Genomic DNA, 19,620 nt, shown 5'->3' with positions numbered 1-19,620 from the left:
GGCGTGGACACCCGCGGAAAGGACCCTGGCGTGACGCCGTACCCGTTCTCCGCCGTCGTCGGCCTCGACGATCTGCGCCTCGCCCTGCTGCTCACGGCGGTCTCGCCGGCCGTCGGCGGGGTGCTCGTCCGAGGGGAGAAGGGCACCGCCAAGAGCACCGTCGTGCGCGCGCTGGCCGCCCTGCTGCCCGAGGTCGACGTCGTCCGCGGGTGCCGCTTCGCGTGCGACCCGGCCGCGCCCGACCCGGGCTGCCCCGACGGGCCCCACGAGCCGGGTGCCCCGCACGGGCACCGGCCCGCCACGCTGGTCGAGCTGCCGGTCGGCGCCACCGAGGACCGGGTCGTCGGCACCCTCGACATCCAGCGGGCGCTCGCCGACGGCGTCAAGGCGTACGAGCCGGGCCTGCTCGCCGCCGCGCACCGGGGTGCGCTCTACGTGGACGAGGTCAACCTGCTGCCCGACCACCTCGTGGACCTGCTGCTGGACGCCGCGGCGATGGGCCGCGCGCACGTCGAGCGCGACGGGGTGTCGGTCAAGCACGCCGCCCGGTTCCTGCTGGTCGGCACCATGAACCCCGAGGAGGGCGAGCCTCGCCCGCAGCTCGTCGACCGGTTCGGCCTGGTCGTCACCGTGGCCGCGCCCCGCGACGCCGCGCAGCGGGCCGAGGTGGTGCGGCGGCGGCTGGCGTACGAGGCCGGCCCCGAGCGGTTCGCGGCCCGCTTCGCCGCCGACGAGAGCGCGCTCGCGGCGCGGATCGTGGCGGCCCGGGCCGCGGTGCCGTCGGTGCACCTGCCCGACGCGGAACTGGACCGCATCGCCCGGGTCTGCCTCGCCTACGGCGTCGACGGCATGCGCGCCGACATCGTGGTGGCCCGCTGCGCGGTGGCGCTGGCCGCCTGGCACGGCCGGGACCGGGTCACCGCCGAGGACGTCCGCGACGCCGCCCGCCTGGCCCTGCCGCACCGGCGCCGCAAGGATCCGCTCGACCCGCCGGGCACCGACGAGCAGCGCCTCGAGGAGGCCCTGAACGAGGCCGGCGCCGACGACCCCGACGACGACCCGCCACCACCGGACCCGGGCGACGGAGGCGGCGATCCGCCGCCGGACCCGGGCGACGGAGGCGGCCCCGGCGGTCCGCCGCCGCCGGACTCAGGGCGGGACGGCGGTATCCCCGATTCATCCGATTCATCCGATCGCGACAGCGACGAGCAGCCACGGCGGGCCCCGGCACAGGGCGGGGTCGCGCAGGCCGGGGCCGCCTATCGGCCGCGGACCTTGCGGATCGCCGCGCGCGGCGAGGGCGGGCATTCCGGCCGTCGCTCGCCGGCGTTCGCCCGGCGCGGGCGCGTCGTCGGCTCGCGCGTGCCCCGCGGCAAGCTGAACGGCGCCCCGCACCTGCCCGCCACCCTGCGGGCCGCCCTGCACCGCGGGGGAGCCGGCGTCGAGCCCCGGGACCTGCGCGAGTCCGTGCACGTCGGCCGGGAGGCCAACCTGGTGCTGTTCGTGGTCGACGCCTCCGGATCCATGGCGGCGCGCAAGCGGATGACCGTGGTCAAGACCGCGGTGCTGTCCCTGCTGCGCGACGCCTACCAGCGCCGCGACCGGATCGGCATGATCACTTTCCGGGGGTCGACCGCCGAGCAGGTGCTGCCGCCCACCTCCAGCCATGAGGTCGGCGTGCTGCGGCTGGCGAGCCTGCGCACCGGGGGCCGCACGCCGCTGGCGGCGGGTCTGCGTACGGCCGCGGCCACGATCGCCACCGAGCGCCGCCGCGACCCGCGCCGCCGGCCGCTGCTGATCGTGGTCACCGACGGGCGGGCGACCAGCGGCGCCGACCCGGCGCTGATGGCTCCGGCGCTGGCCGGTGTCGCGACGGTCGTCGTCGACTGCGAGTCCGGCCCGGTCCGGCTCGGCCTCGCCCGGCGGCTCGCGGCCGCCTTGGACGCCGACGTCATGCCCCTCGAGGCGCTCGCCGCCGACGGATCCCTGAGGAGGGCCGCCTGATGCCGCAGGGCCAGGTCACCACCGTTCCGGACGACGGGCTCACCACCCGCCAGCGCCGCCGCCAGGCCGTGCTCGCCGTGCACACCGGGCACGGCAAGGGCAAGTCGACCGCCGCCTTCGGCATGGCCCTGCGGGCCTGGAACGCCGGCTGGCCCGTCGGCGTCTTCCAGTTCGTCAAGAGCGAGAAGTGGCGGGTCGGCGAAGAGTCCGCGCTCAAGGCCCTCGGCCAGGTTCCCGGCGGCGCGCCGGTCGCGTGGCACAAGATGGGCGAGGGCTGGTCGTGGATCCAGCGCGCCGGCACCGAGCGCGACCACGCCGCCGAGGCCGCCGAGGGCTGGGCCCAGATCAAACGCGATCTGGCCGCCGAGACGCACAAGTTCTACGTGCTCGACGAGTTCACGTACCCGATGAAGTGGGGCTGGGTCGACGTCGCGGACGTGGTGGCCACGCTGCGCGAGCGTCCCGGCGTCCAGCACGTCGTCATCACCGGCCGCGACGCGCACCCCGATCTGCTCGACGCCGCCGACCTCGTCACCGAGATGACGAAGGTGAAGCACCCGATGGACGCGGGCCGCAAGGGCCAGCGGGGCATCGAGTGGTGAGCGTCCCGCGGATCGTCATCGCCGCCCCCGCCTCCGGGCACGGCAAGACGACGGTCGCGACGGGGCTGCTGGCGGCGTACGCGAGAAGGGGTCTGTCGGTCTCGCCCTTCAAGGTGGGGCCGGACTACATCGATCCCGGCTACCACGCGCTCGCCGCCGGGCGCGCCGGGCGCAACCTGGACCCGGTGATGGTCGGCGAGGACCGGATCGGGCCGCTGTTCGCGCACGGCTCGGCGGGCACCGACCTCGCCGTGGTCGAGGGCGTCATGGGGCTCTACGACGGCCGCACGGGTGCCGGGGACACCGGCTCGACCGCGCACGTGGCCGCGCTCCTCGACGCGCCGGTCGTGCTGGTCGTCAACGCCGCCGCGCAGGGCCGGTCGGTGGCCGCGCTGGTGCACGGCTTCCGCAGCTTCGGCACCGTGCGGCTGGGCGGCGTGATCCTCAACCAGGTCGGCTCGGACCGCCACGAGGCACTGCTGCGGGAGGCGTGCGAGGAGGTCGGCACGCCGGTGCTCGGCGCGATGCGCCGCGCCGCCGCGGTCGAGGCGCCGTCGCGGCATCTCGGCCTGGTGCCGGCCGCCGAACGCCGCGCCGAGGCGCTCGCCTCCGTCGCGGCGCTGGCCGCCCTCGTGGAGTCCTCGGTGGATCTCGACGCGGTGCTGGCGCTGGCCCGGTCCGCTCCGCCGCTGACCGCCACGCCCTGGACGCCCGTCGCGCCGGACCCGGTGCCGGGCCGCCCGGTGGTCGCGCTCGCCGGTGGGCCGGCCTTCACCTTCGCGTACGCCGAGACGGCCGAACTGCTCGCGGGGGCGGGCGCCGACGTCGTGGTGGTGGACCCGCTGCGCGACGAGAACCTGCCGGAGGGCACGCGCGCCCTGGTCGTCGGCGGCGGCTTCCCCGAGGTGTACGCGTCCGAGCTCTCCGCGAACGAGCCGCTGCGCCGGGCGGTGGCCGCGTCGGCGTCGGCTGGCCTGCCGATCGTCGCCGAATGCGCCGGCCTGCTCTGGCTCTGCCGCACCCTGGACGGCGCCCCGATGTGCGGCGTCCTGGACGCGGAGGCGGCGATGACCCCGTCGCTGACCCTGGGCTATCGCGACGCGGTGGCGCTGACCGGCAGCCCGCTGCTGCCGGCGGGCGCGCGCATCACCGGGCACGAGTTCCACCGCACCGCCGTCCACCCGCGATCCGGACTGCTGCTGGAGCCGGCCGGGGGAGCGGCCTGGGCGTGGCGCGGTGCCGACCCCGAGGGTTTCGCCGCTCCGGCGCTGCACGCCTCCTATCTGCATCTGCACTGGGCCGCCGACAAGGCGATCGCGCACCGGGTCGTGACCGCTGCCGCGAACGTCCCCTCCGCGGCGTGACGGTCGTCCTCGGCATCGGGGCCCGCGCCTCCGTGTGGCCGCCCGAACTGGAGGCCGCCGCCGACGGCGCACTGAATCTCGCCGGCCTGACCGCGGCCGACGTGACCGCGGTAGCGACCCTGGACCGCCGCGGGCCGGTCCTCGAGCCGTTCGCCCGCCGCCGCGGCTGGGCCCTCGTGGTCTTCCCGCCGGAGCGGCTCGCTGTCGTCGTGGCGCCGAATCCGTCCCCGCGGGTCGCGGCCATGGCGGGCGTGCCCAGCGTCGCCGAGGCCGCCGCCCTGGCCGCGGCCGGGCCCGGTGCGCAGTTGCTCGTGCCGAAGACGATCGTGCGCGGCGTCGCGGTCGCGATCGCCTCCCGTTAGCGGGTCAGGACAGCGGCCATTCGTGCACGGGGACGTTCTCGTGCATCGGCGGCAGGTAGCGGCGCAGCATCTCGTGCAGTGCGGCCTGCCGGTCCAGGCCGTCGCCCTCGAGAGCGTGCAGGGTCTCCACCTGCCAGGTCGCGCCGTTGCGGCCGGTGAGGCAGCGCTGCTCGATGATGCCGAGCAACCGTTCGCGCTCCGGGCCCGACACCCCCCACTTCTCCAGGCCCTCGTGGGCGAGCGGCAGCAGCCGGCGCAGCACCAGTTCCGAGACCGGCACGTAGCCGAGCCCGGGCCAGAAGACCGACGCGGCGATGCCGTGGCGGGCGCACGAGTGGAAGTTCTCCTCGGCGGCGCTGAACGACATCTGCGTCCAGACCGGACGTTCGGCCTCGGCCAGCATACGCACGAGGCCGTAGTAGAAGGCGCCGTTGGCCACGGTGTCCACGACGGTGGGGCCGGCGGGCAGCACTCTGTTCTCCACCCGCAGGTGCGGACGGTCCTTGACCACCGCGTAGATCGGGCGGTTCCAGCGGTAGACCGTGCCGTTGTGCAGCCGTAACTCGCTCAGCTGGGGAATGTCGCCGCTCTCGAGCACCTGCTCGGGATCCTCGTCGTCGCAGATCGGCAGCAGCGCCGGGAAGTAGCGCACGTTCTCCTCGAACAGGTCGAAGACCGAGGTGATCCAGCGCTCGCCGAACCACACCCGCGGGCGTACGCCCTGGGCCCGGATCTCCTCCGACCGGGTGTCCGTCGCCTGCTCGAACAACGGGATCCGGGTCTCGCGCCACAGCTCCCGGCCGAACAGCAGCGGCGAGTTGGCGCCGAGGGCCACCTGCACGCCCGCGACCACCTGCGCGGCGTTCCAGTACGCGGCGAACTGCGCGGGGCTGACCTGCAGGTGGAACTGGGTGCTGGTGCAGGCCGCCTCGGGCGCGATCGTGTCGGTGGTGACGGCGAGCCGGTCGATGCCGTCGATGCGGATGTCGAGGTCCTCGCCCCGGGCCGCGAAGATCTGCTCATTGAGCAGCGCATAGCGCGGGTTGGCCGAGAGGGCCTCGGCGGTCAGGTGTTCCTTGCGCAGCGTCGGCAGGATGCCGATCATCACCATGTGCGCCCCGGTACGCCGGGCGTGCTCCTCGGCGTTGTTGAGGCTGGCCCGCAGCTCGCGTTCCAGGTCGGCGTTCTCGTCGCCGGCCAGCCGCCGCGGCGCCACGTTGATCTCGACGTTGAACTGGCCCAGCTCGGTCTGGAAGTCCGGGTCCTCGAGCGCGGCCAGCACCTCGGCGTTGCGCATCGCCGGGTCGGCGTTGCCGTCGACGAGGTTCAGCTCGATCTCCATGCCGGTCAGCGGCCGCTCGAACTCGAAGCGGGACTCGCGCAGCATCGAGGCGAACACGTCGAGGCTGCGGCGGATCTTCTGCCGGTACCTCGTCCGGTCCTCGCGGCTGAACTCCCGACGCTCGACCTCTTCGCCCACCGCGCACCGCCCTTTCGCGAGCCCGCCTCTATGATCTGCCAGTCCGCCGCCCGGCGCACCCTGCACGTGCCCTTTTCCCGCCCTGCGCAATCGCTTTGCAGGCGGGTACAAGACATCGAGACTGATCGTTGGCCTGTACCCGGTGGGTGAGGCAACGATGCGCAGACTTTTCCGGATCCTCGCGGCGTCCATTCTGCTGGTCGCGGCGCTGGCGGGGCCGGCCGACGCGCGGGCCCGCCCGGACCACGGCACCCGCCGCCGCGGTCTCCGGCGTGGAACAGGGGTACGCGGGTTCACCATTCGCGACGTCGTGCACACCACGACCGGCGGCAGCGGCGTACGGATCCACGTGTCGAACCGGTTCGGCACGCGGCCGGTTCTCATGGGACACCCTCCGGCGCCGTGACGTACCCCGGCCGCGATGCAGGACTCCTCCAGCCGCGGGCCGGGTACGGTGGTCGCGCTGGGCGACTCCATCACCGACGCCCCGGACTACACCATCTACAGCACCTTCGGGCCCAGCGCGCTGACCCGGCTGAACGGGGGCGTGCTCGAGCGGGCCGGGGCGCGTACGGTCATCGTCTTCGAGGGCATCAACGACATCCAGCAGACCTTGCACCAGGACGACCCGCCGCAGATCTCCGCGCAGGCGCACGCCCGCGGGCTCCGGTGACCCGGCGGATCCGCAGCGGCCGCTGCCCGCGTACGACAGCGGGGACCGCCTGCACCCGAACGACGCCGGTGACCGGGCGATGGCCGCGGTGGTCCCGCTGTCCCGGCTCTGACGCCCGTCAGCTGATCCAGGCCGTCGTCAGGGTGGCGGCCACGGTCAGCCCCAGCACGGCCTGGATCAGCAATCCGGGGCCGAGGTGCGACCACAGCGTCGGGATGCGTGGCGTGTAGGGCTGCAGCGTCTCCAGGTTCAGGATCTGGTGCAGCTTCACCGGCAGATCGGGGTCCTTCTGGGCGACGGTACGCACCTGCACAAGGTCGCCGCGGTGCAGCGCCGACTGGGGGAGCTGGCCGTGCATCTCGACCTCGTACGTCTGCCCGAGGTCGTCGCGCAGCCGGACGGGCGTCACCAGGTACTCGGGGCCCTTCTTGAGATCCTTGAACCGGCGCCGCGTATTGCCACCGCCGTTGCGGACGAGTGCGAGCAGCAGGGCACCGAGGGCCTGCGCGATGGACGCCGTCACGAACACGGCGATGAGCAACGGCTGCCCGACCCGGACCTCGCGGGTGTACGAGGCGCGGAAGCCGAGGAACCGCCCGGTGATGACCGGACCGGCATGCCGGAGGATCCGCTCGCGGTACAGCTCGGAGTCATCCATGGGGATCACCTCCTGGGGGATGCCTTCATGGTACGAAGCGCAATGTTTCGACCACAGTGAGTGAATTCTCGACTCACGAACTCTCGCCACCGACGGCGCATCGCCCGCCTCCTGATCGTTTGGAGCGGAACGGACCGGGAATCTCTCCGGTCCGTTCCGCTCGATCAGGAAGTGGCGCATGAAGCTTCCCTCGCCCCGAGGCCCCGTGTCGGACGCCGTCATCACGGCACTCGCCCAGGCGCCGCACGAGTTCACCACCGGTGCCCCGGACTCGGACGACGACCTGCACCTGAGCCTCTTCGTCCTCTACGAGCTGCACTACCGCGGCTGGGACGGCGTCGACGACACCTGGGAGTGGCACCCCGGCCTGCTCGGCCTCCGCGGCCGGCTGGAGGCGGAGTTCGAGGCGGAACTGCGGCGGCTGCCCGTACCCGAGGAAACCGACGACGTCCCGCACACCCTGATCGCCATGACCCGCGAGACCGGCGGCCCGTCGCTGTCCGGCTATGTCCGCGGCCGCGCCACCTACGAACAGTTCCGCGAGTTCGCGACCCACCGCTCCGTCTACCACCTGCGCGAGGCGGACCCCCACACCTTCGCGATCCCCCGGCTCGGCGGCAAGGCCAAGGCCGCCCTCATCGAGGTCCAGATCGACGAGTACGGCGGGGGCGCGGTCCGCCGCATGCACCAGGAGATGTTCAAGGACACGATGAGCGCGCTCGGCCTCGACACCACGTACGGGGCCTACGTGGACGTCGTGCCGTGGCAGACCCTGGCCAACAACAACCTCATGTCGCTGTTCGGCCTGCACCGGCGGCTGCGCGGGGCACTCCTCGGCCACCTGGCCGCGTACGAGATGACCTCGACCGGCCCCAACCGCGCGTACGGCAACGGCCTGCGCCGTCTCGGCGGCGACGAGAACGCCACCCGCTTCTACGACGAACACGTCGAGGCCGACGCGGTCCATGAACAGATCGCGGCCTTCGACATGTGCGGCTCGTTCTGCAAGGCGGAACCGGAACTCGCCGCCGACGTCCTGTTCGGCGCCCGCTGCGTGCTGACCATGGAGGACCGCTGGGCGGAGTACGTCCTGTCCCGCTGGGAGGCGGGGGAGTCGTCCCTGCGCACCTGATCAGCCGGCGCGGCCCCGGATCCCCCGGCCCGGTTCAGTCGGTACGGGGGGCGGGGGCGTCACGACCGGTGCCGGCGCGGAAACCGATGGCCTTGTGCGTACCGTCGCAGAACGGCTTGATGGCCGACTTGCCGCACCGGCACAGGGCGACGGTGTTGCGGCCCGGCTCGATGACCTGCCCGTCCGGGGTACGCAGCACGAAATCCCCCCGCACCAGCAACGGCCCGTCCTCGTAGGGAACAACAACCGCCCCGTGCCCGTCAGCCCGCTCCGCCGCACCACTCATGCCGCAGCGTTGCCCACAACCCCGACCGGCAAACCCCCTCCGACCCGTCGGTCTACCGATTGTGGAAAAGCGGCCCGGAGCTGCCCGGTTCACGGTGAACTGGACCCTGAACGCCTGTCACAGGCGAGCTACGGGGGTGGGACGGTATGGCCGTGAGCATCACGAACTACATCAACCCGGACAGTGTCCTGGCCCGGACGGCCTGGGAGATGGTCCAGGCTCACGCGGGCGGCCGCGGCCCGCACGACGGCATCACGACCTGCCCGGTCTGCGGCGAACCCCTGCCCTGCACCGCCGGCCTCGCGGCGGCGGAAGTGGTCCAGGCCGCCGGCCTGGCCGAATCATCGGGCCTGGTCGCGGCGGCGCGCGGCGGCCTCGGTGCCGCACCGCTCGGCCTCCCGGCGGCCGCCACCCAGCAGGCCACCGTTTCCATGCCCCCGGCCGCTTCGCCGCCTCCTTCGGCGGCCGAGCCCACGCTCGAGGCGGGTCTGTCGTTCTCCCCTCCCGCGCCCGAGCCCACTCTTCCCGCCGGGCTGTCGTTCTCCGTTCCCGAGTCCGCGGGGCCGTCTTCGTCCGCTCCGCCCCCGTCGGCATCGCCGCCCGCCGGACCCATGCTGGATTCGCCGCCTCTCCCGCCGTCCGGTGGGCCGGCCTCGACCCCGCCGTCTGCCCCACCCAGGGTCAGCCCGCCGTCTGCGCCGCCGACCCTGGATTCGCCCTCCGCGGGCCCCACGCTGGGTTCGCTGTCTGCTGGGCTGACGCTGACTCCGCCGGCCGCTTCGCCGAAGGTCACCCCGCCACCTGCGCCGCCCGCGGTGGATTCGCCGTCCGGTCCGCCGACGGGGGGTTCGGCGTCTGCCGGGCATGCGTTCGGTCTGCCGTCCGCCGCGCCGACGCCGCCTCCGTCGGCCGTCCGGCCTCCGCTCACTCCTACCTCTACTCCGCCGTCCGCTTCGTCGATGCCCTCACTTCCGACGACCTCTCCGGGGCTGCAGCCGGCCGAAGCCGCCCGTCAGCCGGTCGCGCCGCCGCGGTTCGACCGCTCGCACGACGAGCCCTCCGGCCTGGCCTCCTCCGCCCCGGCGCCGCAGCTGCCCGAGGAGACCGCCGCTCCTTCGGGTCTGCGCCCGGCACCGCACCCGTCCGCCGAGCAGTCCGGTCTTCCGGGTGGTTCGCAGGCGCCGGGTCCGCAGTCCGGTCTTCCGGGTGGTTCGCAGGCGCCGGGTCCGCAGTCCGGTCTTCCGGGTGCTTCGCAGGCGCCGGGCCCCCAGTCCGGTTCTCCGGGTGCTGCACAGCCTTCGGGTTCGCAGTCCGGTCTCCTGGGCGCTGTACAGCCTTCGGGTTCGCAGTCCGGTCTCCTGGGCGCTGCACAGCCTTCGGGTTCGCAGTCCGGTCTCCTGGGCGCTGCACAGCCTTCGGGTTCGCAGTCCGGTCTCCTGGGCGCTCCGCAGCCTTCGGGTTCGCAGACCGGCCTGCCGGGTGCTTCGGCTCCGCAGTCCTCCGGCGAGCAGCCCGGCCTCGCGGGCATGGCGGAGCCGGTGAGCTGGCCGCACGTCTCCGAGGCGCCGGCCGCCCCGCACAACGGGGTGCACCCGCCGGGCGCCCGGCCGTCGCCGGAACACGAGGAGAAGCGCCGCGAGATGCCGGACGTCGACCCGCTCCTGCTCGGCCCGCCGCTGTTCATCCAGCAGAACCGGCCCCTCGACGCGCCGCGTTTCACCCCGACGGCCCGGCCGCAGGAGCCGCTGGTCTCGCCCTACCACCCGGGCGAGGCGCCGCCGGTCAAGCCGTTCCAGCCCGGCGCCTTCGACGCGTCGGCGGCAGCCGCGCCGTCCGCGGCCGGCCCGGCGCCCGCTGCCGCGGCCGACGTCACCCCAGACGCCTCCCGTACGGCACCGCCGCCCGCGGCTGCGCGGGAGCCATCCGCGGCCGCCGACGTTCCGGAAGCTGCCGCCACGTCCGGTCTTCCGCAGGCTGCCGCCACGTCGGGCCTCTCGGAGGGTGCCACTACCTCCGGCCTCTCGGCGGCTGCCGGCGGGTCCGGCCTCTCCGGGGCAGCCATGGATTCGGATCTGGCGCAGACCCCGGCGGCTTCCGGGCTCGGGCAGCCGTCGCCCTCCTCTGCCTCCCTCTCCGGCCTCCCGCAGCCTGGCGAGGCCGCGGGGCTCTCGCAGACCGGCGCCCCGGGTGCTCCGGAGTCCGCCGCGGCCTCGGGTCTTTCGCAGTTCGCCGCCGCCTCCGAGCTTTTGCGGGCCGCCGTGGCTGGGCAGGAGCCGGCGGCGTCGGGTCTTTCGCAGGCCGGTCAACCGACGAGCGCCCCGGCGGCGTCCGCACCGAGCGATCCGCCGGCCTCGGGCCTGAGCGGCCTGGTCGCTCCCGCCGCGGGCGCCCCGGCTGTGCCGGGACCGCAGGCATCCCCGGCTGGGCCGGGAACGCCGGCACCATCGGCTGCGCCGGGCGGCCCGGCCCCCGCGTCCCCGCCGGCCCCGGGCGTGTCGGCGGCTGAAAGCGCGTTCCGCAGGCCCACGCCGGCAGCACGCACCCGGCCCCCGCTCGAGCCGCCCCAGATGGGCCAGATGAACCGCCCCGTCGGTGGCGGGGATTCCCCGGCACCGACGGCAGCACCGCAAACCGCCCCCACCACCTCGGGGGGCCTGGGCCAGCCACCATCCGCCCCGTCGGGTCTGGGTCAGGCGGGCGTCGCCCCGTCGGGTCCGGGCCAGGTGGGCGCTGCCCCGTCGGGTTTGGGTCAGGTGGGCGCTGCTCCGTCGGGTCCGGGCCAGGTGGGCGCTGCCCCGACGGGTTTGGGTCAGGTGGGCGCTGCTCCGTCGGGTCCGGGCCAGGTGGGCGCTGCTCCGTCGGGTCCGGGTCAAGAAGGCGCCGCCTCGTCGGGCCTGGGCCGGCAAACAACGGCGCCGTCGGGTCTCGGTCGGCCGGGGGCCGCAGCGTCGGGTCTGGGTCACGCGGGCGCTGCTCCGTCGGGTTTGGGTCAGGCGGGCGCTGCTCCGTCGGGTTTGGGTCAGGCGGGCGCTGCTCCGTCGGGTCTGCGGCAGCCGGGTGCGGCGCCGTCCGGGCTGGGGCAGCAAGCGGGCGCCGCGTCCGGTCCGGGGCAGCAGGGTGCGCCGGCGCGGGTGGGGCAGGCCTCATCGCGGCCGAATCGGCCTCCGCTGGAGCCGCCGGACATGGGGCAGCACAATCCTCGGGCCGAGGGTGGGGCTGCTGAGCCGGCGGCGTCGCCGTCCGGGCTTCCGCAGCGACCGTCCGCGGAAGGTGACGCTCCCCGGGCGCTTCCGGCGTGGGAGGCGCCGAAGGACGAGGGGGACGCGCCGAGCGGACTTCCGTCGCGTCCGCAGCAGTGAGTCGTGGGCCGGGTGGGGGTGGCATCACCCTGTGGTACGACACGAAAGCGCCTCCGTGTGACAAAGGGCTGTGCTCACCGTGCGTGGACGTACACTGGCCGTCACGATTCTGGTCGATGTGTTTTGGCTCGGTGTGTCCGGGGCAGTAGCGTCGGCGGAAGACGGATGACTCGGGCGGGCACGGGGGTCCTCCGCCGGATATCGCTGCATCGGACATTCCCGAAGCGGCCCTTCCAGCCGGGAGGGGCTGCCTTGGGAGCGCGCCAGGTCGAGGGGGATCAGCATGCCCGCGCAGGAGGAGACGCATACTCGCGTACTGGAGGATCTGGACGCCGCCGCGACCGATTACGCGACGCGGATGGCCACCGCCTCCGACGCCGAGCGCGCCGTTCTGCGCGATGAGCTGACCCGTACCTGTCTGCCCTTCGCCGGGCGGATGGCCCGCCGATACCGTGGTCGCGGGGAGTCGCTGGAGGACCTCGAGCAGGTCGCGCGGCTGGGTCTCGTCAAGGCCATCGACCGGTACGACCCCGAGCGCGGTTCCTTCACGGCGTACGCGGTCATCACGATCTCCGGTGAGATCAAGCGGCACTTCCGGGACCGGACCTGGGGGGTTCATGTGCCCCGGCGCATCCAGGACCTGAGCTTGGAGGTCGGGCACGCCTCGATGGTTCTGACCACCGAGCTGTCGCGTACGCCCACCCCGTCGGAACTGGCCGAGCGCCTGAAGGTCAGCGAGGCGGCGGTCATGGAGGCGCTCGAGTCCGCGGCCGGTTACTCACCCTCGTCGCTGAACGCGCCGGCCGGCGGGGACGGCGCCGCGGAGTTCGGGGATCTGCTCGGCGACCACGACGGCGATCTGGAGATGGTCGACGACAAGCTCACCGTCGCCGGTCTGCTGCTGCGCCTGCCCGTGCGCGAGCGGCGGATGCTGGCGATGCGGTTCTACGGCAACCGGACCCAGGCGGAGATCGCCGCCGAGCTCGGCATCTCGCAGATGCACGTCTCGCGGCTGCTGAGCCGGTCGCTCAGCTGGCTGCGGGAGGCGATGCTCAGCGACACGCTGCCGCGCTGGGAGGGCGCGAACGGGCCCGCCGACATGCACGGCATGCAGATCGATGTGCAGCGCGGCGGCGGCGTGCTCACCGTACGGGTGCAGGGCGAGGTCGACCGTGACACCGCTGAGCGGCTGCGGACCTCCCTGCGGCACGCGATCTGCTCGGCGGGCGGCGACCGGCTGGTGATCGACCTGGCCGGCGTGCCCCTCGTCGACGCGGCGGGCGTAGCCGTGCTGCTGGATGCCGCATCCGCGGCGGCGGTCGCGGAGGCCCAGCTGACGCTCACCGGTGCGCAGCCGTACGTCGCCCGCATCCTCGGGGTGTCGGGCCTGCAGAACCTGCTCGACGGCGGCGAGCGCTGAGCGCGGTTCAGCGCTTGATCAGCGAGGCCCAGACCACTTTGCCGCCCTCGCAGGGCAGCCATCCCCACGAGTGCGCGCTCGCCTTCACCAGAAGCAGCCCCCGTCCGCTCGTCGCGGAGGGTTCGGTCGGGCGGACCTCCGGCGGCTCGGCCGCACCGTCGCGGACGGCGATGTGTACGTACCGGCGGCGCAAGGTCATCCGCAGGACCATCATCGTGTGCGCGTGGTCGACGACGTTGCTGACGAATTCACTGGCGATCAGGCTGGCCGGCGCGATCAGATGTGGCAGCTCCCAGCGCAGGCACGCGTCGGTGGCCACGTTGCGCGCCTGCCGCGCGGCACCGTTCACCGGCAGCAACTCGTCGGTGATGGCGGGCAGGACCCGGCGGTCGTCGGCGAGTACGGTGCGAGCTGCGTCGACGGAATCGGCGAGCGGTAGCCTCTCGTAGGCCGGCAGGGTCAGAGCGCGCCGAACCTCGGGTCGTGGGGCGCACAGCAGCACCGGGATACCCGGCCAGCGGGCGGCCTGCCGGACCACCGAGGAGAAGACCGCGAGGGCGAGCGGCTCCGGGACGGACAACTTCGCGACATTCAGCAGCAGAGCGTCAGGCTGTTCGGCGAGGCACTTCATCAGCCGCTGACGCACCACGGCGACGTCGGACATGTCGAGCCGGCCGGCCAGCCCGACGAGCAGCCGCCCGTCGTCGGCCGTCACCTGCGTCTCGACACTCACGCCGGTCCCTCTCTGCCCAGTGAAGCCTCCGGATACCCGCCGCGCCGGAGGTGAAACCGTCAAGCCTCGTTGGTCTCCATCAGGATGATGGCGCCTTCGGTGGCGGGTCCGTCGACCTCGCTCCGCAGCGGCGCACACGCGACCCGGACGAGAACCGTGCGTCCCCGCCGGTTGACCGCGTCGAGCGACACCTCGCTGGAGACGCCGCCCTCGACCAGCGATCCCCGCAGCATCGGCCGGAGCTTCTCGAACGGCAACCCGATGTCGAGATTCAGGAAGTGCTGCCCGACGACTTCCCCGGCGCGCAGGCCCCAGAGGTCCTCCGCCCGCTTGTTCCACATCCGGATGCGCAGGTCGCGGTCCACGACGGCGACCCCGGCACGCAGGCTGGTCAGCACCGTCTCCAGGAACGCGTTCGCGTCGTCGAGCTGCGCGGAGCTGACCCGCAGCTGATCGTTGATGCTCTGCAGCTCGTCGTTGGTGGACTGGAGCTCTTCGTTCATCGTCTCCAGCTCCTCGTTCGTGGACTGGAGCTCCTCGTTGGTGGTCTCCAGCTCCTCGACCGTCGACTGGAGCTCCTCGTTGGTGGTCTCCAGCTCCTCGTTCGTGGACTGAAGTTCCTCGTACGCGGCTTCGAGCTGCTGGTTGGCGTGCTCGAGATCGTCCCGCAGGCGGCGCGCCGACGTGACGTCCTGGAAGGTCAAGTTCACGCCCAGCAGGCTGCCGTCGCCGCCCGTGAGCGGGCTGACTTCCACCTCGAGGTGCGTGACGTCGCCGTTGCGTCCGTACTCGACGTCGCCGACCCGCAGCGTGCGCCGCTCGAGCTGAGCCTGCTCGATGTAGCGGCGTAGTTCCACCGGCCGGTACGACAGATCGAGATCGCGGAACGGCCGTCCGATGTCCCGGGAGCTGACGCCGAACAGCTTTTCCAGGCTGCGGTTGGTCAGCGCGACCAGGCCGTCGGAGGTGAGGCCGAGCTGCGCGACCGGGCTGGCGGCGAAGGCCACGTCGCGCAGCTCGTCGAGGCCCACGACGGCGCCGCTGTTGTTCGCGACCGGCCCCGTGAAGACCGGACCTGCGATCGTCGTGAGGCGGGGGACACGGCGGAACACCCGGCGCTTGAGATCGATGGGCGTGAACAGGGTGCCGTGGCTGAGCAGCATCTCGGCTTTGCCGAGGAACAGCACGCCGCCGTCCGAGAGGGCGAAGTGGAACCGCGACAGGATCTTCGCCTGCGTCTCGGCGTTGAAGTACATCAGCGTGTTGCGGCAGGTCAGCAGGTCGATCCGGGAGATCGGGGCGTCCTGCACGAGGTCGTTGCGCCCGAAGATCACCGAGCGTCGCAGGTCCTTGCGGAAGACGAAGCGGTTGCCGGCCGGCTCGAAGTACTTGGCGGCGAGCTCCGGGGGCACGGCTTGCATCTCGCGTTCGCCGTACGACGCCTGCCGGGCCTCGGCGAGCTGCTCCTCGTCCACGTCGGTCGCGTAGATCTTCACCCGGTCCCGGAAGGCGTCGACGCCCAGGATCTCCGCGAGCGTGATCGCCAGCGTGTACGCCTCCTCCCCGGAGGCGCACCCGGCGGACCACACCCGGATGGGCGAGTCGGCGGCCCGGGTGGCCACCAGGGACTCGAGCACCTCGGAGCGCAGGTACTCCCAGGAGTCGGAGTCCCGGAAGAAGCCCGTGACGTTGATCAGGATGGTGTTGAAGAGCGAGGTGAACTCTTCCGGATGGACCTGCAGGAAGTCGAGGTACTCCGGGAAGTCGGCCGCCTCCACCTGGGACATGCGCCGGTTCACCCGGCGTATGAGGCTGGACCGCTTGTAGCCCGTGAAGTCGAAGCCGCGCGATTCCTTGAGGTAGACGAGCAGGGCTTCGAAGTCCGGGTCGATCGGGTTCACGCGCAGACCGTATCGCAACCGGTCAGCCCGGTCAGGACGACGGCGCCGGGTTGTGCGGCGGGGCCGAGGAGCCGAGCTGCTCGATCAGCCGGCGGATCGCCGCGCCGGCCTCCTCGGCGTCACGGGCCATGTGGCGATACCGGTCGACGCTCACCGAACGTGTGGGACCGGCGGCAGCCATCCGCCGGCCCAGCGCCGACTTCTCCTCCAGCGCACGCAATGCCATCCACAAGGCTCCTTCCAGGGCGATGGCCTGTTCGTCCAGGAGACTCTCCGGCGACCACGCGTGCCCGACCCGGCAGCGGTAGCGGGGCACCGGCCGGTCGCCGATCTGGAACAGGCTCCCCCCGCACGACGGACAGCCGAAGCCGGCCGGATCGGCGCTGAACTCGTCCGTGGTCATCGGTCCCAGCTCCGAGATGGCGACTTCGGCATCCAGCAGGTCGTCCTTGGCAGGGGCGGGGCGTTCGGGCAGATCCATGGCGGTGATCCCGGCGATGAGGCCGCCCATCTTGGCGGCGGGCACGATGTGGTCGGGTGTCACGTGGGCCATCGCCGCACGGGGCATCCAGGGGTAGAGCGCGTCGTCCGGGTCCTGCACGACCGTCGTTCCTCCCCGCCCGGCGATGCTGGTCAGCCCGGCGGCCCCGTCGTCACGGGCGCCCGAGAGCACGATGCCGACGGCGCGTTCCGCGAACGCCCGGGCCACGGAGCGGAAGAGGGGATCGACCGCGGGACGGTGACCGTTCTCCGCGGGGCCGCGGGTGAGCCGGAGACGGCCGTCGAGGACGAGCAGGTGATGGTCGTTGGGGGCCACATAGATCCGGCCGGGGCGCAGTTCTTCGCCGTCGACGGCGGACGCCGCGGGTAGCGGGCCGCTTCGCGACAGGATGGCGGGCATGGCGCTGGGCCCTTCGCGGGGCACGTGGAGGACGACGAGGATCACGCCGGGGTAGTCCGGGGGAAGCCCGGCGACGAGGGCCCGCAGGGCCTCGACGCCGCCGGCGGAGGCTCCGACGGCGACCACATCGCGGTGTTGAGCCGTCACGCCGCTCCCGTCGTGAGTCTCGTCCAGACCACCTTACCGTCGGAGACCGGAAGCACACCCCAGGCGTCGGTGAGTTCACGGACGAGATGCAGGCCGCGGCCGCCCGCGTCGGAGAAGGCCGGATCCTTGGGCCGCGGCAGCCGCCGGCTGCCGTCGCGCACCGTCAGGTAGAGCAACCCGTCACGCAGGCCAAGGGTGAGTTCCATCGTCGTGTGGGCGTGGCGTACGACGTTCGCCACCAGCTCGGTCGCCACCAGCCCCACCGTGGCGGCGAGCTCCCTGACCTGCCAGGTGGTGCACGCCTGGGACACGAGCTGGCGGACCTGGCGGCATGCGTCGGGCACCGGGCGCAGCCGTACGCGGATCCGGCGCGGCTCCGGCCCGTCCCGCCGCTCGGCCTCGGCCAGCGCCTTCTCGCAGCTCTCCTCGGTGCTCAGGGCGTGGCAGCCGGGCCAGTCGCGGATCGTCCGGGCGGTCTCGCGCTCCGCCCCGCACAGCACCACCGGTACGGCGGGCCACTCGGCCGTCCGGCAGATGATCGAGCTGAGCACGTCCAGGGCGCCGGGATCGGCGACCTCGAGCTCGCTGACGTCCACCAGCAGCGACTCCGGCTGGGCCGACAAGCTGCGCGCGACGGCGTGCTCCAGGGCGTCGCCGGTCATCGTGTCGAGCACTCCGCTGACCCGCAGGACGGCTACCGGGAGGTCCTGCTCCGGGCGGCAGACGAGCTGGCTCGACATGGGCCCCCTTTGTTGCCGTCGCGTCGTGTCCGTCACGTCGTTCGCATCCTTTGCCCGCCGAAATACCGCGGCAAACGCACGCGGACGCGGGGACCGGGACCGCCGACCGCCGGTTACGCTCTCCGACATGGACGCCAGGGGAGTGGGATTGCGCGCCCTCCTGCCCTACCTGCGCCGATACCGCCTCACCCTGGCCGCCGTGGCGGTGCTGTCCCTGGCCGGCGCCGCCGCCGCGCTGGTGCAGCCGCTCCTGGTGCGTACGGTGCTCGACGACATCTCAGCGCGCCGACCGGCCGGCGCGGCGGTGGCCCTGCTCGTGGCGCTGCTGCTCACCGGGGCGGCGCTCGGCGGCATCCGCGACTTCCTGCTGCAGCGCACGGCCGAGGGCGTCGTCCTGACCACCCGGCGGCGGCTGGCGTCCCACCTGCTGCGCCTGCCGATCCCCGAGTACGACGCCCGGCGCACCGGCGATCTCCTCTCCCGCGTCGGCGCCGACACCACCCTGCTGCGCGCGGTCGTGACGTCCGGCCTGCTGGAGGTCGTGACCGGCGTGGTGATGGTGGCCGGCGCGACCGTCGCCATGGCCGTGCTCGACCCGCTGCTGCTGGGCGTCGCCGTGGCGGGCCTCGCGGCCGGCCTGGGCGTGGCGGTCACCGCTTCCCGCCGGGTACGCGGCCTCTCCCGCGAGGCGCAGGCACGGCTCGGCGAGATGACCTCGGCGGTGGAGCGGTCGATCTCGGCCGTCCGCACCATCCGGGCCGGCGGCGCCGAGGACCGCGAGGCCGCGATCGTCGGGCGCAGCGCGGCGGAGGCGTACGCGGCCGGCCTGCGCGTGGCCCGCCTCGAGGCGCTGATCGGCCCGGCGGCGACCGCAGCGACCCAGGGCGCGTTCCTGCTGGTGCTGGGGGTGGGCGGGGCCCGGGTGGCGGCCGGGGCGCTCACGGTCGGTGACCTGGTGGCGTTCATTCTGTTCCTCTTCTTCCTGGTGCTGCCGCTGGGCCAGGCGCTGCACGCGTACACCCGGCTGCAGACGGGGCTGGGCGCGCTGCAGCGCATCGAGGAGGTGCTCGCGCTGCCGGTGGAGACGGCCGACGACGCGACGACCGGACCGGCTCCGGTCCTGGACGCGGACGCCCTCGCGTTCGAGCACGTCACGTTCGCCTATCCGGGCGGCGGGGAGGTGCTGCACGACGTGAGCTTCACCGTCCCGCGCGGGTCCCGGGTCGCCCTGGTCGGGCCCTCGGGCGCGGGCAAGTCCACGATCCTGGCCCTCGTCGAGCGCTTCTACGAGAGCACCGCCGGGACGATCCGCGTGGACGGCGCAGACCTGCGCGAGCTGCCTCGGCGGGCGCTGCGCAGCCGGCTCGGCTACGTCGAGCAGGAGGCGCCCGTCCTGGCCGGCACGCTGCGCGAGAACCTCCTGCTCACCGCCCCGGACGCCGACGACGCCCGGCTGCTGCGCGCCCTGGACGAGGTCAATCTGGGTGCTCTGGCGACCCGTACGCCGCAGGGCCTGGACGTGCAGGTCGGCGAGGGCGGTGTGCTGCTGTCCGGCGGCGAGCGGCAGCGCCTCGCGATCGCCCGGGCGCTGCTGGCCGACGCGCCGATCCTGCTGCTCGACGAGCCCACCAGCAATCTCGACGCGCGCAACGAGGCGGCCCTGCGCGAGGCGATCGGGAACGCCGCGGTGCGCCGTACGCTGGTCGTCGTCGCGCACCGGCTGTCCACGGTGATCGACAGCGACCGCATCGTCGTGCTGGAGGCGGGCCGGGTCGTCGCCCAGGGGACCCACGCCGAGCTCGTCGGGACCAGCCCGCTCTACCGGGAGCTCGCGGCGCACCAATTGCTGGTTGCGTGA

General features: G+C 73.4%; 16 protein-coding genes. 9 read left to right on the top strand and 7 right to left on the bottom strand.

The window, feature by feature from the left end; genetic code table 11:
• Positions 1-30 precede the first annotated feature (30 nt).
• The 4 genes from ACIBO8_RS35490 to ACIBO8_RS35475 are packed head-to-tail and all read left to right on the top strand — an operon-like array spanning position 31 to position 4,332.
• Entirely contained in the window at positions 31-2,004 is a 1,974-nt protein-coding gene (locus ACIBO8_RS35490) for a VWA domain-containing protein (protein WP_396119887.1), read from the top strand.
• Positions 2,004-2,606, top strand: a complete 603-nt coding sequence (gene cobO / locus ACIBO8_RS35485) for a cob(I)yrinic acid a,c-diamide adenosyltransferase (RefSeq protein WP_396119886.1) — start codon at positions 2,004-2,006, stop codon at positions 2,604-2,606. Before ACIBO8_RS35490 ends, cobO begins: the two co-directional genes overlap by 1 nt.
• Positions 2,600-3,970, top strand: coding sequence for a cobyrinate a,c-diamide synthase (locus ACIBO8_RS35480; protein WP_396119885.1), 1,371 nt, complete (start codon positions 2,600-2,602; stop codon positions 3,968-3,970). The genes cobO and ACIBO8_RS35480 overlap by 7 nt, the downstream gene beginning before the upstream one ends.
• On the top strand, positions 3,967-4,332 hold the full coding sequence (locus ACIBO8_RS35475) for a cobalamin biosynthesis protein (protein WP_396119883.1): 366 nt from the start codon (positions 3,967-3,969) through the stop codon (positions 4,330-4,332). Before ACIBO8_RS35480 ends, ACIBO8_RS35475 begins: the two co-directional genes overlap by 4 nt.
• A 4-nt stretch (positions 4,333-4,336) precedes the next feature.
• On the opposite strand, the gene ACIBO8_RS35470 is transcribed toward ACIBO8_RS35475, so the two are convergent.
• The gene (locus tag ACIBO8_RS35470; protein WP_396119882.1) at positions 4,337-5,812 is read right to left on the bottom strand and encodes a glutamate--cysteine ligase; all 1,476 of its coding nucleotides are present in this window, start codon (positions 5,810-5,812) and stop codon (positions 4,337-4,339) included.
• Between the two features lie 157 nt (positions 5,813-5,969).
• Here ACIBO8_RS35470 and ACIBO8_RS35465 point away from each other — a divergent pair, with 157 nt between their 5' ends.
• A complete protein-coding gene (locus ACIBO8_RS35465; protein ID WP_396119881.1) occupies positions 5,970-6,218 on the top strand; it encodes a hypothetical protein in 249 nt (82 codons plus the stop codon).
• 15 nt (positions 6,219-6,233) lie between these two features.
• On the top strand, positions 6,234-6,485 hold the full coding sequence (locus ACIBO8_RS35460; protein ID WP_396119880.1) for a hypothetical protein: 252 nt from the start codon (positions 6,234-6,236) through the stop codon (positions 6,483-6,485).
• 118 nt (positions 6,486-6,603) lie between these two features.
• On the opposite strand, the gene ACIBO8_RS35455 is transcribed toward ACIBO8_RS35460, so the two are convergent.
• Positions 6,604-7,143 carry a hypothetical protein gene (locus tag ACIBO8_RS35455; protein ID WP_396119879.1) on the bottom strand — a complete coding sequence of 180 codons (540 nt, stop codon included), beginning with the start codon at positions 7,141-7,143 and terminating at the stop codon, positions 6,604-6,606.
• 178 nt (positions 7,144-7,321) lie between these two features.
• On the opposite strand from ACIBO8_RS35455, the gene ACIBO8_RS35450 reads away from it, so the two are divergent.
• Positions 7,322-8,275, top strand: coding sequence for an iron-containing redox enzyme family protein (locus tag ACIBO8_RS35450; RefSeq protein WP_396119878.1), 954 nt, complete (start codon positions 7,322-7,324; stop codon positions 8,273-8,275).
• A gap of 34 nt (positions 8,276-8,309) precedes the next feature.
• On the opposite strand, the gene ACIBO8_RS35445 is transcribed toward ACIBO8_RS35450, so the two are convergent.
• The gene (locus ACIBO8_RS35445) at positions 8,310-8,561 is read right to left on the bottom strand and encodes a CDGSH iron-sulfur domain-containing protein (protein WP_396119877.1); all 252 of its coding nucleotides are present in this window, start codon (positions 8,559-8,561) and stop codon (positions 8,310-8,312) included.
• Between the two features lie 3,642 nt (positions 8,562-12,203).
• Between ACIBO8_RS35445 and ACIBO8_RS35440 the strand changes: the two genes are divergently transcribed.
• Positions 12,204-13,340 (top strand): SigB/SigF/SigG family RNA polymerase sigma factor, encoded by a 1,137-nt coding sequence (locus tag ACIBO8_RS35440; protein WP_396119876.1) that lies wholly within the window; start codon positions 12,204-12,206, stop codon positions 13,338-13,340.
• Between the two features lie 7 nt (positions 13,341-13,347).
• On the opposite strand, the gene ACIBO8_RS35435 is transcribed toward ACIBO8_RS35440, so the two are convergent.
• Genes ACIBO8_RS35435 through ACIBO8_RS35420 form a run of 4 tightly spaced genes read right to left on the bottom strand, consistent with a single transcriptional unit; the run spans position 13,348 to position 17,762 of the window.
• On the bottom strand, positions 13,348-14,073 hold the full coding sequence (locus ACIBO8_RS35435; protein ID WP_396119875.1) for an ATP-binding protein: 726 nt from the start codon (positions 14,071-14,073) through the stop codon (positions 13,348-13,350).
• Positions 14,074-14,132: 59 nt separating this feature from the next.
• Positions 14,133-15,974 (bottom strand): CheR family methyltransferase, encoded by a 1,842-nt coding sequence (locus ACIBO8_RS35430; protein WP_396119874.1) that lies wholly within the window; start codon positions 15,972-15,974, stop codon positions 14,133-14,135.
• A gap of 31 nt (positions 15,975-16,005) precedes the next feature.
• Complete coding sequence (locus ACIBO8_RS35425) at positions 16,006-17,022, bottom strand: chemotaxis protein CheB (protein ID WP_396119873.1); 1,017 nt, start codon at positions 17,020-17,022, stop codon at positions 16,006-16,008.
• A complete protein-coding gene (locus ACIBO8_RS35420) occupies positions 17,019-17,762 on the bottom strand; it encodes an ATP-binding protein (protein ID WP_396119872.1) in 744 nt (247 codons plus the stop codon). The genes ACIBO8_RS35425 and ACIBO8_RS35420 overlap by 4 nt, the downstream gene beginning before the upstream one ends.
• Before the next feature lie 127 nt (positions 17,763-17,889).
• Between ACIBO8_RS35420 and ACIBO8_RS35415 the strand changes: the two genes are divergently transcribed.
• Positions 17,890-19,620: an ABC transporter ATP-binding protein gene (locus ACIBO8_RS35415; RefSeq protein ID WP_396119871.1), complete on the top strand. Its 1,731-nt coding sequence runs from the start codon at positions 17,890-17,892 to the stop codon at positions 19,618-19,620.

The sequence above is a fragment of the Actinoplanes sp. NPDC049681 genome, assembly GCF_044465265.1.
Taxonomy (GTDB): Bacteria; Actinomycetota; Actinomycetes; order Mycobacteriales; family Micromonosporaceae; genus Actinoplanes.
The sequence above is the reverse complement of the archived record's forward strand: the minus strand, read 5'-3'. Positions and strand labels throughout refer to the sequence as shown.

Coding starts and splice junctions, on each gene's coding strand:
- cobO (WP_396119886.1), top strand. CDS start 2,004: ATGCCGCAGGGCCAGGTCACCACCGTTCCGGACGACGGGCTCACCACC.
- ACIBO8_RS35465 (WP_396119881.1), top strand. CDS start 5,970: ATGCGCAGACTTTTCCGGATCCTCGCGGCGTCCATTCTGCTGGTCGCG.
- ACIBO8_RS35460 (WP_396119880.1), top strand. CDS start 6,234: ATGCAGGACTCCTCCAGCCGCGGGCCGGGTACGGTGGTCGCGCTGGGC.
- ACIBO8_RS35455 (WP_396119879.1), bottom strand. CDS start 7,143: ATGGATGACTCCGAGCTGTACCGCGAGCGGATCCTCCGGCATGCCGGT.
- ACIBO8_RS35450 (WP_396119878.1), top strand. CDS start 7,322: ATGAAGCTTCCCTCGCCCCGAGGCCCCGTGTCGGACGCCGTCATCACG.
- ACIBO8_RS35445 (WP_396119877.1), bottom strand. CDS start 8,561: ATGAGTGGTGCGGCGGAGCGGGCTGACGGGCACGGGGCGGTTGTTGTT.
- ACIBO8_RS35440 (WP_396119876.1), top strand. CDS start 12,204: ATGCCCGCGCAGGAGGAGACGCATACTCGCGTACTGGAGGATCTGGAC.
- ACIBO8_RS35420 (WP_396119872.1), bottom strand. CDS start 17,762: ATGTCGAGCCAGCTCGTCTGCCGCCCGGAGCAGGACCTCCCGGTAGCC.
- ACIBO8_RS35415 (WP_396119871.1), top strand. CDS start 17,890: ATGGACGCCAGGGGAGTGGGATTGCGCGCCCTCCTGCCCTACCTGCGC.